This window comes from Corynebacterium sp. UD i78 (assembly GCF_056280545.1).
In genome coordinates this window covers 1,782,796-1,797,192 of record NZ_JBWCED010000001.1, presented here as the reverse complement: position 1 = coordinate 1,797,192, position 14,397 = coordinate 1,782,796, and the positions used below count along the sequence as shown (strand labels likewise).

Genomic DNA, 14,397 nt, shown 5'->3' with positions numbered 1-14,397 from the left:
GTCAGTCTAGTCGCCCGGTCACTCCTCCCGGGGGTCGACGTTCAGCACAGACTCCCCGAACAACCGGCACATGTGCAGTGCCACCGAGGCCTCCGCAGGGGTTTCCCGTCCCCCGACGTCCATCAGGGCGCGGGCCTGCACGATCCGGTACTTCACGCTGTTCCTGTGCAGCATCATCAACTCTCCGGTCCGGGTGTAGCTTGCTCCGGAGTCCAGGAACACCGCGTACGTCTCCCGGAGTCTGGCGGCCCCTTCGGTCTGTGCCGCCAACCCACCGAGTTGCTCGGTGACCCACTGTCTCAGGGCCGGCATATCGGCGCTGAGCAGGGACGCCAGTGCCACTCCCGGATCGTCGTAGCTCACCGGAGTGAGGTGCGCCGGCCCGGCGATGTGGGCGACCCGTTCGGCGGCCTGTGCCTGGCGGTGGGAACCGCAGAACCCGGAGATCCCGGATTGCGCGGCACCGAAGCAGATCTGGGCCTGCGGCAACCGGCTCCGGAGTTCTTCAGCCAGTTCCGTCAGTCCAGCGACCGGGTCAGCGTCCTCCACGCCGAACCAGACCCAGGCGGTGCCACGATCCACGGCAGTGAACAGCGTCGATCCGGTGAATCCGGGTCGTCGGGAGATCCGTTGGACCTGCGAGAGCAGGTCAGTGGTGTGATCGACAGCTGCACTCTCCTGATTTACCCAGATCACCGCAGCCCGGTGCTGCTGGTCGATCCGGTACCGGGCGACACTCTCGAAACGCTCGGTCGGAACCTGGGCGCCTGCCAGCACGTCGCGGATCATCCTCGCGGTTGCTGTCGCGCTGTAGTCGGTGAGACGACGGGCTTCCTGCTCGTATGCGGTGAGGACTTCCGTACTCATCCAGTCGATGTAGGAGTGCAGGAAGCCGTCGATGTAGTGGAGAGCCTTGAGCTTCTCATCCGCGGAGCAGTCCAGGTTCCTGACGATCTCGAAGATCTCGCGACGACCGCCCTCCGCACCGAGATGATAGGCACGGCGTAGCTGATCGGCCGAGATCCCGCGCTCGGCCAGTTGCTGTGCGTACCGGATAGCCACCGTACTGGGGCGGGCCTCCTCCACCGGGATCCGGTTGCACATCAGCTGGATCACGGTCTCCAGATTGCCGGACACACTGGACGCCAGCATGCGGGCAAGTTCATCCGAGGCCAGGGGCGTCTCATTGTCGACGATGAGTTCGGTCATCGCGTCACTGATCCGGTCGAACCTGTCGCGCATGAGTGTCCCGATACGGACGACGAGATTCTCCACTGTCACACCGCCGCCCCCATACCGGCAGGGAGGTCGACACCGTGCTCCTTGAGCGCGGACAGCGCCGCGTTGTAGCCGCACATGCCGTGGGCACCGGCGCCCGGCGGGGTGGCTGCGGAGCACAGGTAGATGCCGCGCGTTCCCGTGCTGTACGGGTCGAGGGCGATCCGTGGGCGGAACAGCAGCTGGCGCACCGAATTTGCGCCGGTGACGATGTCCCCCTCGATGTAGTTCGGGTTGGCGTCCTCGATATGCCGGACATTCCACACCGTCCTGGCCACGATGCGGTCGCGGAATCCTGGGGCGTATTCCTCGATCCGGTCGATGATCGCGGCGGTGGCGTCCCCGGTGAAACCGGCGGGGACATGGGCGTAGGTGTCCACCGGCTGGATGCCGTCGCGGGCACGGGTATGGTCCGCCACCGACTGCTGGGTCACCAGCACGAAGGGCCTCTCCGGCATGGCGCCCCGGTGGACTTCCCGTTCCGCCAGAGCCGTCTCGTCGAAACTGCCGCCGACATGGACCGTTCCGGCCTCGCGGGACGGCAGATGCGACCACGGTATACCGCCCTCGACGGCGAAGTGCACGGCGAAGGCGCCCGGACCGTGCCGGAAACGGGACAGCGCCCGGGACACCGCCCGGGGAATGAGATCTCCGACGATGTCGACGGCGGCTCTGGGGGAGGTGTCCAGCATCACGATCCCCGGATCGGGGATATCGGACAGTGACCGTACCCGTACCCCGGTCTCAACTCTGCCACCGCGGGATTCGAGGACGCCGACCATGGCGTCGGAGATCGCCGCCGAACCACCGACCGCCGCCGGCCACCCGAAGGTGTGTGCTGCAGTGCCCAGCGCTGCACCCACAGCAGACGACGCCAGAGTGTGGAACGGTCGGAAGGCATGTGCCGCCACACCGCCGAACAAAGCCCGGCCCTCGGGGGTGCGCAACAGTCGGGCGGTCACGGAGACCGGCATCCCGGCGACGGCACTGAAACGGGCCAGTTTCACCGGGTGGTCGGGAACATGGATCATCGGGCGGAGGAAGTCTTCGGTGACATCGGCGAAACTCCGGGAGAGCGGGCCGAAGACGGACCGCCAGACTGCGGCATCCTTCCCCAGCGCCCCAGCGGTGTGGTTGACGTCCCGGTAGACCGCCGCACCTGCCCCCGCTTCCAGTGGATGGGAGTACTGCACCTCCGGCCAGGTCCAGGACAGGCCGTGTCCGGCGAGATCCACGGAACGGGAGAAGGCATTGTCCACCGCCAGTGGGTGGATCCCGGAGCAGTGGTCGTGGATCAGACCCGGAAGCGTGACTTCCCCTGACCTGGTTCCACCCCCGACTTCGTCGGCGGCTTCGAGCACTGTGACATTCAGGCCGGCACGGGCGAGGGTCACGGCGGCGGCCAGTCCGTTCGGGCCGCTTCCGACAACAGTTGCTTTGTCCATGGTAAGCAGTCTGTCACTTTCTGTTCGTCCGCAGGGGCGGAGCGGGGTTTCTCTACGCGGGTTCCGGTGCGGTGACCGGGGCGGCGTCAGTGCCGCCAACGGAGGTGGATGCCCTGCCAGGGAAGCTGTAGCCGGGCAGCTGCCAGGTCACCGTGTGGGGGATCGGGCCGTCGGCCAGCCACGGGCAGGCCTCGCTCGCGTCGGTGACGATGAAGGTTCCCCGTTCGACGACGCCCAGCGCGGCGTCGATGACGCGGTACTCGACGTAGTTGCGCTGGATCGGCTGGGACTCGGTGTAGACGACGACCAGATCGCCGGGTGCATAGTCACAGCGCTTCTGGACAGAGGCGAGGAGCCGTTCATCGTGGAGGTGGCCTTCGCCGAAGTTCCAGCCCATTATCCCGGAGACCACCGTCTCGCCTTCACGGATGCGGTAGGTGTCTATGTCCACGAACCGGGGCATGATGCTGTGCATGGCTCGCCCGGACGTGTGCAGCGAGCGCCAGGCGTTGGCCTTCTGGGTGAACATCTCACCGAGATCCTCGCCGAAGGCGTCCACGATCTGGGCGGAGTGCTGTGCCCCGCCCTTGACGATGCACTCGTCGATCTTCCGCTCGGCGGCGGCGTCCTTCCAGGCCCAGCAGGTGGCAGCCCAGTTTCCGGCGTACTGACGGTAGGAGACGAGGAAGGAGATCCACTCCGGCTTCAGGTTGCCGAGGATCGGCCAGATCAGGATGGAGGCCACGACCACGAGGGCGATCCACGGGTTGCTGAAGTCCGTCACTGCGAAGCCTGCGCCGGCGTTGTGGCCCCAGAAGAGGAACACGGCGGAGAACATGAAGAAGAGATTCCATTCCAGGGGCACAGCCAGTGGAATGGTCGAGATGATGAACAGGTGGAAGGACAGGACCGCGAGCAGGGCGAGCAGGGTGACTGTCCGGTTGGTGGAGAACAGGAGCACCAGCGGGGCGGCACACTCCAGGATCGTGCCCGGGCCGTGGGCCATGAAGTGGGTGAATCCGGAGGGACGCAGGTCGTTCGGGAAGTTCTTGTACAGCTTCCGCTTGATCCATGTGCCGGGAACCCAGGGGGTGTTGGACATCATCACGGCGACGGTGGGGGAGAAGTGGTGGCCGATCTTGGAGAAGGCTGCGCCGCACCAGACGATGACGATGGTGATCTTCGCAGCCAGGATCATGTCGGTGTAGTTGGTGAGCACGGCGAAGGCCAGGAGAATCAGGGGGTACTGCTCGGATCGGGCAGCGAGGAAGACGGTCTTGTCGCGTAGACCCATCACGCAGATCAGCACGAGGTAGCTGAGGATCGCCCAGGAGGGCAGCAGACCCGCCTTTCCGTCGGGGACGAGGTCGTGGCGCTGTCCCGGGGCCACCAGGAGGTAGACCAGGTTGGCGAGGATGATGACATAGAGCGCGACATCGAAGACAGTGCGTCGGTCACCGCGGGTGAAGGGGATCCTCTCCCACGGAGGTTGGCGCAGGGAATTCGGACGCAGCCAGTAGAAGACGCCGCCGAACAACGGCTTGATATTGAAGGACAGCGGGCCGGAGGACGCGGACAGTCCCAGGATCTCGCAGAGAATCGACCAGACCATCAGTTTGAGGTAGACGATCGGTTCGGTCCACCAGGAGGTGAACTCTCCCCATCCGCCGAGGTCAGGGGTCGTCAGGCCGACGAGGAGGATACCGAGGCCGATGTAGGCGGCAATCTTGGCGACGTAGAACAGCGTCAGGACCTTCGGGACGCCGAAGCCGTAGTCGACCCAGTGCTTGTCGAGGACACGGATCCGCTCCTTGAACGGGAGGCGTACGACCGCCTCTGCGCCACAGGGCGGCAGGTCAGGTGTTGTGAAACCCATGGTACTTCCTTTATGTTCACGAAACTTAGGAGTTGGATGGACGAAGGCGCCGGTGACATGTGCGGGCTGCCTGTAGTGGGGGAGTTGAGGTCAGGCGGGGGCGAGGAACTGTGCGCGCAGGGTGGGCTTGTCGATCTTTCCCACCGGGTTCTTCGGGATCTCGGCCACGATCTGCAGGTCGACAGGGACCTTGACCTTCGTGAGATGCGTCCGACAGTGCGCCAGCAGGTCTGCTGCGGTGAGTGGACTTCCCTGCATCAGCGACACCACGGCGACCGGCTCCTCGCCGAGGACCCGGTGGGGCCGGGCAACGACCGCGGCTTCCAGGACACCGTCGGCACCGTGGAGCACGGCCTCGATCTCCCTGGGGTAGATGTTCTCCCCGCCGCGGATGATCATGTCCTTGACCCGGTCGATGAGGGTCAGGTACCCATCCTCGTCGAGGTGGCCGATATCGCCGGTGTGCAACCATCCGTCGACCACGGTTCCGGCGGTCGCTTCCGGAAGGTTGAGATAGCCCTGCATGACGGTCGGACCGGAGACGATGACCTCACCGGCGGTACCGGTCGGGACATCGTCGCCGGCCTCATCCACGACGCGGATGGTCTGGCCCGGCATGGCGGGGCAGACTGTCCCCACCTTCTGCTTCCCGTGGACCGGGTTGCAGGCGCTGCAGCAGGTGCCCTCGGTCAGTCCGTAGCCTTCGGCGACAGTGGCCCCGAACTGCTCGCTGACCCTGGTCAGTAGTTCAGGGGATGCCGGAGCAGCGCCGCAGATGATGAACTGCAGGGAGTCCGTGGCGGGGCGTCCTTCCGGGGGAAGGTCTGTGAGACGGGAGAGGATCGTCGGTACGCTCGAGAAGTAGGTTGGACGGTGCTGCTCGATCAGCTCCAGGAACGGCCTCGGTGCGAACCTCTCGACGAGGGTGACCTGTGCACCGCACCGCAGCGGGGTGAGGATGCTGACAAGGATCGCATTGACGTGGAACAGCGGTAGAACGAGAATGCAGTGGTCGGTGGAGTCGGTCCTCATCCGCTCCTCCATCGCCGCCGACATGGCGTCCAGCTGGGTGTGGCCGAGCATCGCACCCTTCGGGCGGCCGGTGGATCCGCTGGTGTAGACCACCAGGGCGGTGTCGTTACCGGTGATCACGTAGGGGGTATCGGCCCCGGACGCTGCCTCCGGTGCGACCTCGTTGCCGTCCTCGATGAGGGTGGTGACGGTGGTGACGTCGACGGTGCGTACCTGACGCGCGAAGCGCGCCGGGTCGGCACAGACGACCGTGCGTGCCCCGGAATCCTCCAGCTGGCGCATGGCCTCGCTGTCCGTGAACACCGGGTTGATCGGGGTGACGGTGGCACCGAGATACCAGGCGCCGAACATGGTCACGACGAACTCGCAGCAGTTCGGGAGCATCACGGCGACCACGTCACCGGGGGACACCCCCTGCTCCCGGAGGAGATCGGCGACCGCCCGGGACCGGTCGGCGGTCTCTCGGTAGGTCAGGCAGTGGTGGTTGTCCCGGATGCAGGGACGGTCCTGCCTGTCATCGGGGACGTTCCACGGCAGATATGTGAACAACGGGGTGCCTCCTTGTTGACGACGGTGGAGACCGGGGTCGACGGGACTGTCCCGGGGCCTCTCGATCTTTTCCACCACCATAGGAAGTATGTGAGGAGGGTCACATCGTCCTGTGCCGACAATCTTCTGCGCAGCTGTTGTGCACGGTGACCAAGAGCCGACTGGGGGAGGCGCAGACAGCCGGGGAGCGTCTCACGCCCAACCGACGGAGCGCTCCACGGCCTTGTTCCACAGGGCGAAGGCGGCGTCCCGCTCCTCCTCGGAGTCATTGGGCATGTAGGTCTCCTTCTCCTGCCACAGCGACCGGATCTCGGCGACATCGGCGAAGAACCCGACCGCCAGTCCCGCGGCATAGGCTGCGCCCAGTGCCGTGGTCTCGGCGACCTCCGGCACCGTCACCGGGACCCCCAGCTGATCAGCCTGGAACTGCATGAGCAGCGAATTCACCACCATGCCACCGTCGGCCCGCAGCCGGGTCAGCGGCACACCTGCGTCCGCGTTCATCGCGGCCACAACCTCGCGGGTCTGGAAGGCCGTGGCCTCCAGCGCGGCCCGTGAGATGTGCGCCTTGGTGACGTACCTGGTCAGGCCGACGATCACGCCCCTGGCGTCCGGCACCCAGCGCGGGGCCAGCAGGCCGGAGAAGGCCGGCACGACCACACAACCGCCGTTGTCGTCGACACTGCGGGCCAGCCCCTCGATCTGCGAGGAGTCGGCGAAGAAGCCCAGATTGTCGCGCAGCCACTGCACCAGCGAACCGGTGACCGCCACCGATCCCTCCAGGGCATAGACCGCCGGGGCGTCCCCGAGCTGGTAGGCGACCGTGGTGATCAGCCCGTGCTCCGAGGTCTTCGGTTCCGTGCCCGTGTTGAGCAGCAGGAAGTTGCCGGTGCCGTAGGTGCACTTCGCCTCACCGGGCTCAGTGCACGCCTGGCCGAAGGTCGCCGCCTGCTGGTCGCCGAGGATGCCCGCGATGGGGACGCCGTGCACCGGGCCCGAGCGCTGCACCTTGTCGATGACCTCGGAGGAACTGATGATCTCCGGTAGCAGGGACATCGGGATCCCCAGTCGCTCACACAGTTCAGGATCCCACTGCCGGGTTCGGATGTCCATGAGCATGGTGCGCGAGGCATTGGTCACGTCGGTGACATGACGGGCGCGCGGCTGGCGTCCCCGGGTAGGACGCCCGGACCGGCGTGTCGAGCGGGTCAGTTCCCAGATGATCCAGGTGTCCATGGTGCCCACGGCGAGCTCGCCGCGCTCGGCACGCTCACGTACACCCGGCACATTGTCGAGGATCCAGCGGATCTTCGGGCCCGCGAAGTACGTGGAGACCGGCAGCCCGGTCCGCTCCCGGAACATGTCCCCGTCCCCGGCTGATTCCAGGTCCTCGCAGATGGGGGTGGTGCGGGTGTCCTGCCAGACGATGGCGTTGTACACCGGCTCGCCGGTCTCCCGGTCCCAGATGACCGTCGTCTCGCGTTGGTTGGTGATCCCCAGTGCGGCGATGTCCTCGGTGCCGATGTCCGCCCGGGCCACGGCGTCCGCGATGACGCGGCGGGCATTCAGCCGGATCTCCTCGGGGTCATGCTCCACCCACCCCGGGTGCGGGAAGATCTGCCGGTGCTCCAGCTGGCTCACCGAGACGACAGCACCGCGGGCGTCGAAGACGATCGCGCGGGTGGAGGTGGTGCCCTGGTCGAGGGCGAGGATGAACCCCTTGTCGGAGTCGCTGCCGGACCCCGGGTGACGGAAACGCGAGAACAGGTCGGCCATCAGTGGTCCCCCGGGTCACACCAGCTGCAGCATAAGCTGGGACTTCTTCACACCGTCACCGGCGGCGACCGCCAGCCCTGCCACGGTGCCGGCCTTGTGCGCCTTCACCGCGTTCTCCATCTTCATGGCTTCGAGCACCAGCACCGGATCACCCTTGGCGACCTGCGCACCGTCCTCGACGAGGACGGTCACCACGGTGCCCTGCATCGGGGCGAGCACGTCGTCACCGGAGGCAGCGGCGGACGCGCCACCGGAGGACTTGCGAGGCGCACGACGTGCCGTGCCACCGTTACCGACGAGATCGCCGGGCACGGAGACCTCCAGCCGACGACCGTCGACCTCGACCGCGATGGTGCGCGGCGGGACGGCATCCGCCTCGGCCGGATCGCCGTCGAAGGCGGGGACGCGGTTGTCCCACTCCTCCTCGATCCAGCGGGTGTACACGGTGAAGGATGTCGCCTCCGGGTCAGAAAGCTCCGGGGCGAACGCCGGATCGGCGACCACGGCGCGGTGGAACGGGATGACCGTCGGCAGCCCCTCGACCGTGTACTCGTCGAGTGCGCGGGCGGCGCGCTGCAGTGCCTCGGCGCGGGTCTCACCGGTGATGATGAGCTTGGCCAGCATCGAGTCGAACTGGCCGCCGACAACGGAACCCTGCTCCACACCGGAGTCCATGCGAACGCCGGGGCCGGCAGGCTCGCGGTAGGTGGTGAGGGCACCGGGGGCGGGCATGAAGTTCGCGGCGGCGTCCTCCCCGTTGATCCGGAACTCGATGGCGTGGCCGCGGATCTCCGGATCGGTGGTGCGGGACAGTTCGCGGCCCTCGGCGATGCGGAACTGCTCGCGGACCAGGTCCCAGCCGGTGACCTGCTCGGTGACCGGGTGCTCGACCTGCAGTCGGGTGTTGACCTCCAGGAAGGAGATCAGACCGTCGGCGCCGACGAGGTACTCGACGGTGCCGGCACCGTGGTAGCCGGCCTCCCGCATGATCGCCTTGGCGGACTCCCGTAGCCGGGTGTCCTGCTCCTCGGTGAGGAAGGGGGCCGGGGCCTCCTCCACGAGCTTCTGGAAACGGCGCTGCAGCGAGCAGTCACGGGTGGACGCCACGACGACGTTGCCGTGGGTGTCGGCGAGCACCTGGCACTCGACGTGCCGGGCCCGGTCGAGGTACCGCTCGACGAAGCACTCTCCGCGGCCGAAGGCCTTCTCGGCCTCACGGGTCGCGGACCCGAAGAGTTCCGGGATCTCTTCGACGGTGTGGGCGACCTTCATGCCGCGCCCACCGCCGCCGAAGGCGGCCTTGATGGCGACCGGCAGGCCGTGCTCGGCCGCGAAGTCGACGATCTCCTGCGCGTCCGCTACCGGCTCAGGGGTGCCGGGAGCCATCGGGGCGTCGACCTTCTCGGCGTAGTGCCGGGCGGTGACCTTGTCCCCGAGCTCACGGATGGCGCGCGGGGAGGGGCCGATCCACGTCAGCCCGGCATCCTCCACTGCCTGGGCGAAGTCGGCGTTCTCGGAGAGGAACCCGTAGCCCGGGTGGACGGCGTCCGCACCGGAGCGGGTCGCGGCGTCGACGATCTTGACGATGTCGAGGTAGGTCTCGGCAGAAGTCTCGCCACCCAGGTTGAAGGCCTCGTCGGCCATGCGCACGAAGGGGGAGTCGGCGTCCGGCGTGGCGTAGACGACGACGGAGGCGATGCCCTCGTCGCGCGCGGCCCGGATGACCCGGACCGCGATCTCGCCTCGGTTGGCGATCAGGACCTTGCTGATCTTCCGGTGTTCTGCCGGCACGTGTTCTCCTCTTTCTTGTACTTCATTCGTCGCCGCTCAAAGGTTGCGGTGGCAACCGTTCGACGCTACTACGGAATCCACCGTAGTAGCCACCCCCGCTGTTACAGCCGCGAATTTCCTACTGATCCGCGGTGACCGGCATGCGGACCATGTTGCCCCACTCGGACCAGGACCCGTCGTAGCAGCGCACGGCGTCCCGGCCGAGCAGATGGTGCAGCACGAACCACAGGTGAGCGGCACGTTCACCGGTCTGGCAGTAGGTCGCGACCGGGGAGTTAGCGTCGAGGTCGGCGAAGGCGTCCTCCAGGTCGTCCCGGGAGTGGAAGCGGCCGTTGGGTCGGATCGAGGCCGACGGGGCGATGTTCGCGGCACCGGGGATGTGGCCCGCGGCGAACTCCGGTGCATCCCGCAGGTCGAGGAGCTGCAGATCCCCGTTGTCCCTGAGGTCGGTGAGCATCTCGTCGACGAAGATACGGTGGCTCAGGTCATCGCGTTCGACCACCGGGTAACCCCGGGTCGGTCCGGGAGGGGCGTCGTAGGAGGTTTCGCGTTCCTCCTGCATCCATGCCTCCCGGCCACCGTCGAGCAGACGGACATCGGGGTGACCGAAAAGTTCGAAGACCCAGAAGGCGTAGGACGCCCACAGATTGGACTCGTCGCCGTAGATCACCACGGTGTCGTCGCGGGTGATGCCCTTGTCGTCCATGAGGCGGGCGAAGGCCTCGCCGTCGAGGAAGTCGCGGCACACCGGGTCGCCGAGGTCACCGTGGAGGTCGATACGGATGGCGGTCGGCAGGTGGCCGATGTTGTAGAGGATGCTGTCAGAGTCTGACTCGACGACCTTGAGTCCGGACCCGCCCAGCTTCGCGCCCAGCCAGGAACTCGTCACGAGCCGTTCCGGATGGGCGTACTGCTGCAACGAGGGGGTGGGGTCATACTCGATTCCCATGGGTGCGGGTACCGCCTTTCATGTCTGGTGGACAGTGTAACGGTGGTGGTGGGCAGATGTGACCTGTGGGGCGGGAAGGAGTGGGCTGTGGTGCAGGTGACTGAGATTTACCGGGGGAGTGGTAGATACACCGCATCCGCCGCACTCACACGCGAAGAGCAGGAAATCTGCCACCGCTCAGGTCGTTTTCCCGGGTGGAAAGGGATCTGAAAGGTGGTGGATTCCCGTGGAGTATCGGAGGGGCGGGGATGGCGGGGAATGCCGGAGCTGCAGACTACCGGTTCCAGAGGTCGGAGACCGCCAGTCCGTAGCTCTCGACCGCGCGGCGCACCAGCGGCAGCGACAGCCCGATCACACTCGACGGATCTCCCTCGATCCGGTCGATGAACCAGCCGCCCAGGGCCTCCAGGGTGAACGCACCCGCACAGCCCAGCGGCTCACCCGTGGCCGCGTAAGCCTCGATGTCGCGGTCCGAGGCTTCCGCGAAATGCACCACCGTCTCACTGACGGCGGTGGTGACCGGGGCGAAGACGCCCGAGAACAGGTCCACCGGGCTTGCCCGGGTGAAGGCGTGGCCGGTGATCAGCGTCGCCGAGCGTCCCCGCTGGGCACGCCAGCGCTCCACCGTGCGCTCCACGGTGTGCGGCTTGCCCTGCAGTTCGCCGTCGAGCAGCAGCATCGAGTCGCCGGCGACGACCACGGCACCGTCCGGCACCCGGTCGGCGTACCGGTCGATGACTGCAGTCGCCTTCGCGGCGGCGAGACAGCTGACCACCTCCGCCGGGGAGGGGTCGTGAATCCGGGTCCGCAGGTCGGCGACGGCGGCGTCCTCGTCGACCCCGGGCACGAGTACCAGCGGTTCGATCCCGCCGGAGCGCAGCACCGACAGTCGTGAGGGGGAGGAGGACGCGAGGACGAGATCAGCCACGGAATCCCGCCGGACTGAAGACGGTCTGCCAGCGGGTGCCCGCCCCGGGCAGTCCCCAGGCGCCGCGCGGGTGCCGGCGCACCAGCTCGCGTGGATCGGAGTAGATGGTCGCGGATTCCGCGACCACGGTGCCCAGTGCCTCAGCCACCGCAGCGGTGAGCAGGTCGGCGTCGGGGGTGTCCCCGTCGGAGGCATCGGCGGGCAGACCGCGCAGCACGGTCACCGGGATCTGCGTGGTGTTCTGTGACGTGTCTGTCATGGCGTCCTTTCCGGTGCCGGTCACAGCGGCAGGTTGTCGTGCTTGCGGACCGGGGCGGGAACGACCTTGCGCTCCAGCAGTGCCAGCCCGTCGGACAGGCGGGCGCGGGTCTCAGACGGGGCGATGACCGCGTCGACGTAACCACGGGACGCCGCGGCGTACGGGGTGATCAGGGAATCCTCGATCTCCTCGGTGAGCTGGACGCGCAGCGCGTCGACGTCCTTGCGCTTCCGGGCGGCCTTTGCCAGCGTGTCCGCGTGGACCACGGTGACCGTGTTCGCGGCGTCCGCGTGGGAGATCTGCGCACTGGGCCAGGCGAGCACCAGGTCGGCACCCATGTTCTTCGCCCCCATGGCGATGTAGGCCGAACCGAAGGCCTTGCGCACCACCACGGTGAGCACTCCGACGGAGGCGTCCGCCACAGCGGAGAACAGCGGGGCGGAGCGGCGCAGCAGGCCGTTGCGCTCTTCCGCGGTGCCCGGCATGAAGCCGGGGGAGTCGACGGCGAAGACCAGGGGGATGTTGAAGGCGTCGCACATCCGCACGAAGCGGGCGGCCTTGGCCGCGGCGGCGGCGTCCAGTGCACCGGCGAGGACCAGCGGCTGGCTGGCGACCACACCGACGTTGCGTCCCTCGATCCGGGCGAAGGCGGTGATGATGTTGCCGGCGTGGTCGGCCGAGAGCTCCAGCAGACTGTCGGGGTCGACGACGCCGGCCAAGGCGTCGAGCATGTCGTAGCCGGCGAGCGGGGAGTCCGGGATCAGCGCATCGAGCGCCCCGGTGTCCGGGGCGCCCGGCTCGGTCGGCGGGGTCAGTGCCCGGTTGTTCGACGGCAGCTGGGCCAGCACGTCCTTGACCAGGCCGAGAGCCGCCTCATCGGTGGCGGCGGTGAGGTGCGAGGTGCCGTTCGAGGCGAGGACCTCCACACCACCGAGCTCATCGGCGCTTACCTCCTCGCCGAGGACGCTGCGGGTCAGCTCCGGGTCGGTGAGGTAGAGGTGCGCACCCTCGACGGCGACGACGACATCGGCCAGGACCGGCTGGTGGGCCTCGGTGCCGGCGGTCGGACCGGCGATGACGGAGATCTGCGGGATGACACCGGACAGGCGTGAGCGCAGCCGGTAGAGCTTCGCGGCGGTGCCGAGGGAGACGACACCTTCCTTGACGCGGGCACCGGTGGAGTCGTGGATGCCGACGAGCGGCACGCCGGCACGCTCGGCGAGCTCCATCACCTTGATGAGCTTTTCGCCGTGGGTTTCGCCGACAGTGCCGTCGAAGACCGTGGCGTCCTGGGAGAAGACGCATACCTGGCGACCGTCGACGGTGCCGTAACCGGTAACCACACCGTCGGTGACCGGGCGGGACCGGTCGAGGTTGAAGGAGGTCGCACGGTGGCGTGCAAGGGCGTCGATCTCGACGAAGGAACCCTCGTCGAGCAGTGCGTTCACCCGTTCGCGGGCGGTGAGCCGGTCGGTGTCGTGGACGGCGGCGACGGCGTCCTCTCCGGTGGGGGCCAGTGTCTCGGCGAGCCGGTTGCGCAGGTCCTGCAGCTTGCCGACGGTGGTCGACAGGTCGGCCTCGGGCGTGGCGGAGGTGGGAACAGTCATGGAGGACAGTCTAAGCGTTATCCTCGGGAGGCATGAACGGTACTCCCGAACCATCCGCCGCTTCCCGCCACCCGGTCGACGCTGACCGGGTGGCGGCGGTCCTGCACGCCGCCGGTGTCCGGCGGTTCAGCGTGGACCATGTCGGCTCCACCGGCTCGACGAACGCCGACCTCGCGGCACGTGCGAACTCCGGCACCGGCACCGACCGCACCGTGCTGCTGGCCGAGGAGCAGGTCTCCGCGCGGGGCCGCATGGGCCGGCCCTGGTCCGCCCCCGCCGGTTCCCAGTTCATCTGCTCTTTGCTGCTCGCCCCGGAACAGCTCGACATCGAACGGCTCGGCGAGCTTCCGCTGTTCATCGGGGTCGCCATCGCCGGCGCCGCCCGGGAACTCGGCGTCCCCGCGGTCCTGAAGTGGCCGAACGATGTCCAGGTCGTCCGGGACGGTGTGCCCCACAAGCTCGCCGGCATCCTCGTCGAGGCCGCGTCCGTCGATCCGCCGGCCATCGTCCCGGGCATCGGCCTGAACCTGTCGATGACCGCGGACGACTTCGAGGACGCCGGGCTGCCCACCGCCACCTCGCTGACCCTCGAAGGCCTGGAGATCCCGGACGCGGAGGTACGCGACCGGGTCACGGCGGTATTTCTGCGTCATCTCCTGGCCGCCGACGACGCCTGGCGTGCCGGCGGGGACGCCGCCGCCGACGTCCGCACCCGTTACCGCGAGCTGTCCTCGACCCTGGGCACCCGGGTGCGGGCAGAACTGCCGGGCGGGGAGAACCTCTACGGCACCGCCGTGGACCTCGGCACCCACGGTGAACTCGTGCTGGAGTCCGTCGACGGGACCCGTCACGCGGTCACCGCCGGGGATGTGGTGCACCTGCGTCCCGACGAGCGGGAGCGCTGAGT

The 14,397-nt window shown here is 67.7% G+C and carries 11 protein-coding genes; 1 reads left to right on the top strand and 10 read right to left on the bottom strand.

Annotation, left to right across the window (positions count from 1 at the left end):
* Positions 1 to 18: 18 nt before the first annotated feature.
* From ACZ9GM_RS08470 to ACZ9GM_RS08425, 10 genes are all read right to left on the bottom strand, one after another.
* Positions 19 to 1,281, bottom strand: coding sequence for a PucR family transcriptional regulator (locus ACZ9GM_RS08470; RefSeq protein ID WP_291473358.1), 1,263 nt, complete (start codon positions 1,279 to 1,281; stop codon positions 19 to 21).
* Positions 1,278 to 2,723 (bottom strand): phytoene desaturase family protein, encoded by a 1,446-nt coding sequence (locus tag ACZ9GM_RS08465; protein WP_476037625.1) that lies wholly within the window; start codon positions 2,721 to 2,723, stop codon positions 1,278 to 1,280. Before ACZ9GM_RS08465 ends, ACZ9GM_RS08470 begins: the two co-directional genes overlap by 4 nt.
* A 52-nt stretch (positions 2,724 to 2,775) precedes the next feature.
* Positions 2,776 to 4,599 carry a DUF3556 domain-containing protein gene (locus ACZ9GM_RS08460; protein WP_291473360.1) on the bottom strand — a complete coding sequence of 608 codons (1,824 nt, stop codon included), beginning with the start codon at positions 4,597 to 4,599 and terminating at the stop codon, positions 2,776 to 2,778.
* A gap of 90 nt (positions 4,600 to 4,689) precedes the next feature.
* Positions 4,690 to 6,180 (bottom strand): class I adenylate-forming enzyme family protein, encoded by a 1,491-nt coding sequence (locus ACZ9GM_RS08455; protein WP_476037624.1) that lies wholly within the window; start codon positions 6,178 to 6,180, stop codon positions 4,690 to 4,692.
* A gap of 192 nt (positions 6,181 to 6,372) precedes the next feature.
* Entirely contained in the window at positions 6,373 to 7,956 is a 1,584-nt protein-coding gene (gene glpK / locus ACZ9GM_RS08450) for a glycerol kinase GlpK (RefSeq protein WP_476037623.1), read from the bottom strand.
* 15 nt (positions 7,957 to 7,971) lie between these two features.
* Positions 7,972 to 9,747 (bottom strand): acetyl/propionyl/methylcrotonyl-CoA carboxylase subunit alpha, encoded by a 1,776-nt coding sequence (locus ACZ9GM_RS08445; RefSeq protein WP_476037622.1) that lies wholly within the window; start codon positions 9,745 to 9,747, stop codon positions 7,972 to 7,974.
* Between the two features lie 118 nt (positions 9,748 to 9,865).
* Positions 9,866 to 10,696 (bottom strand): sulfurtransferase, encoded by an 831-nt coding sequence (locus ACZ9GM_RS08440; RefSeq protein WP_291473364.1) that lies wholly within the window; start codon positions 10,694 to 10,696, stop codon positions 9,866 to 9,868.
* A 274-nt stretch (positions 10,697 to 10,970) separates the two neighbouring features.
* Positions 10,971 to 11,624 carry a nucleoside triphosphate pyrophosphatase gene (locus ACZ9GM_RS08435; protein WP_476037621.1) on the bottom strand — a complete coding sequence of 218 codons (654 nt, stop codon included), beginning with the start codon at positions 11,622 to 11,624 and terminating at the stop codon, positions 10,971 to 10,973.
* Positions 11,617 to 11,883, bottom strand: coding sequence for an acetyl-CoA carboxylase subunit (locus ACZ9GM_RS08430; protein ID WP_476037620.1), 267 nt, complete (start codon positions 11,881 to 11,883; stop codon positions 11,617 to 11,619). The genes ACZ9GM_RS08435 and ACZ9GM_RS08430 overlap by 8 nt, the downstream gene beginning before the upstream one ends.
* Positions 11,884 to 11,903: 20 nt before the next feature.
* Positions 11,904 to 13,490 carry an acyl-CoA carboxylase subunit beta gene (locus tag ACZ9GM_RS08425; protein WP_476037618.1) on the bottom strand — a complete coding sequence of 529 codons (1,587 nt, stop codon included), beginning with the start codon at positions 13,488 to 13,490 and terminating at the stop codon, positions 11,904 to 11,906.
* 32 nt (positions 13,491 to 13,522) lie between these two features.
* On the opposite strand from ACZ9GM_RS08425, the gene ACZ9GM_RS08420 reads away from it, so the two are divergent.
* Entirely contained in the window at positions 13,523 to 14,395 is an 873-nt protein-coding gene (locus ACZ9GM_RS08420) for a biotin--[acetyl-CoA-carboxylase] ligase (protein ID WP_291473368.1), read from the top strand.
* The last annotated feature ends 2 nt before the right edge of the window (positions 14,396 to 14,397 follow it).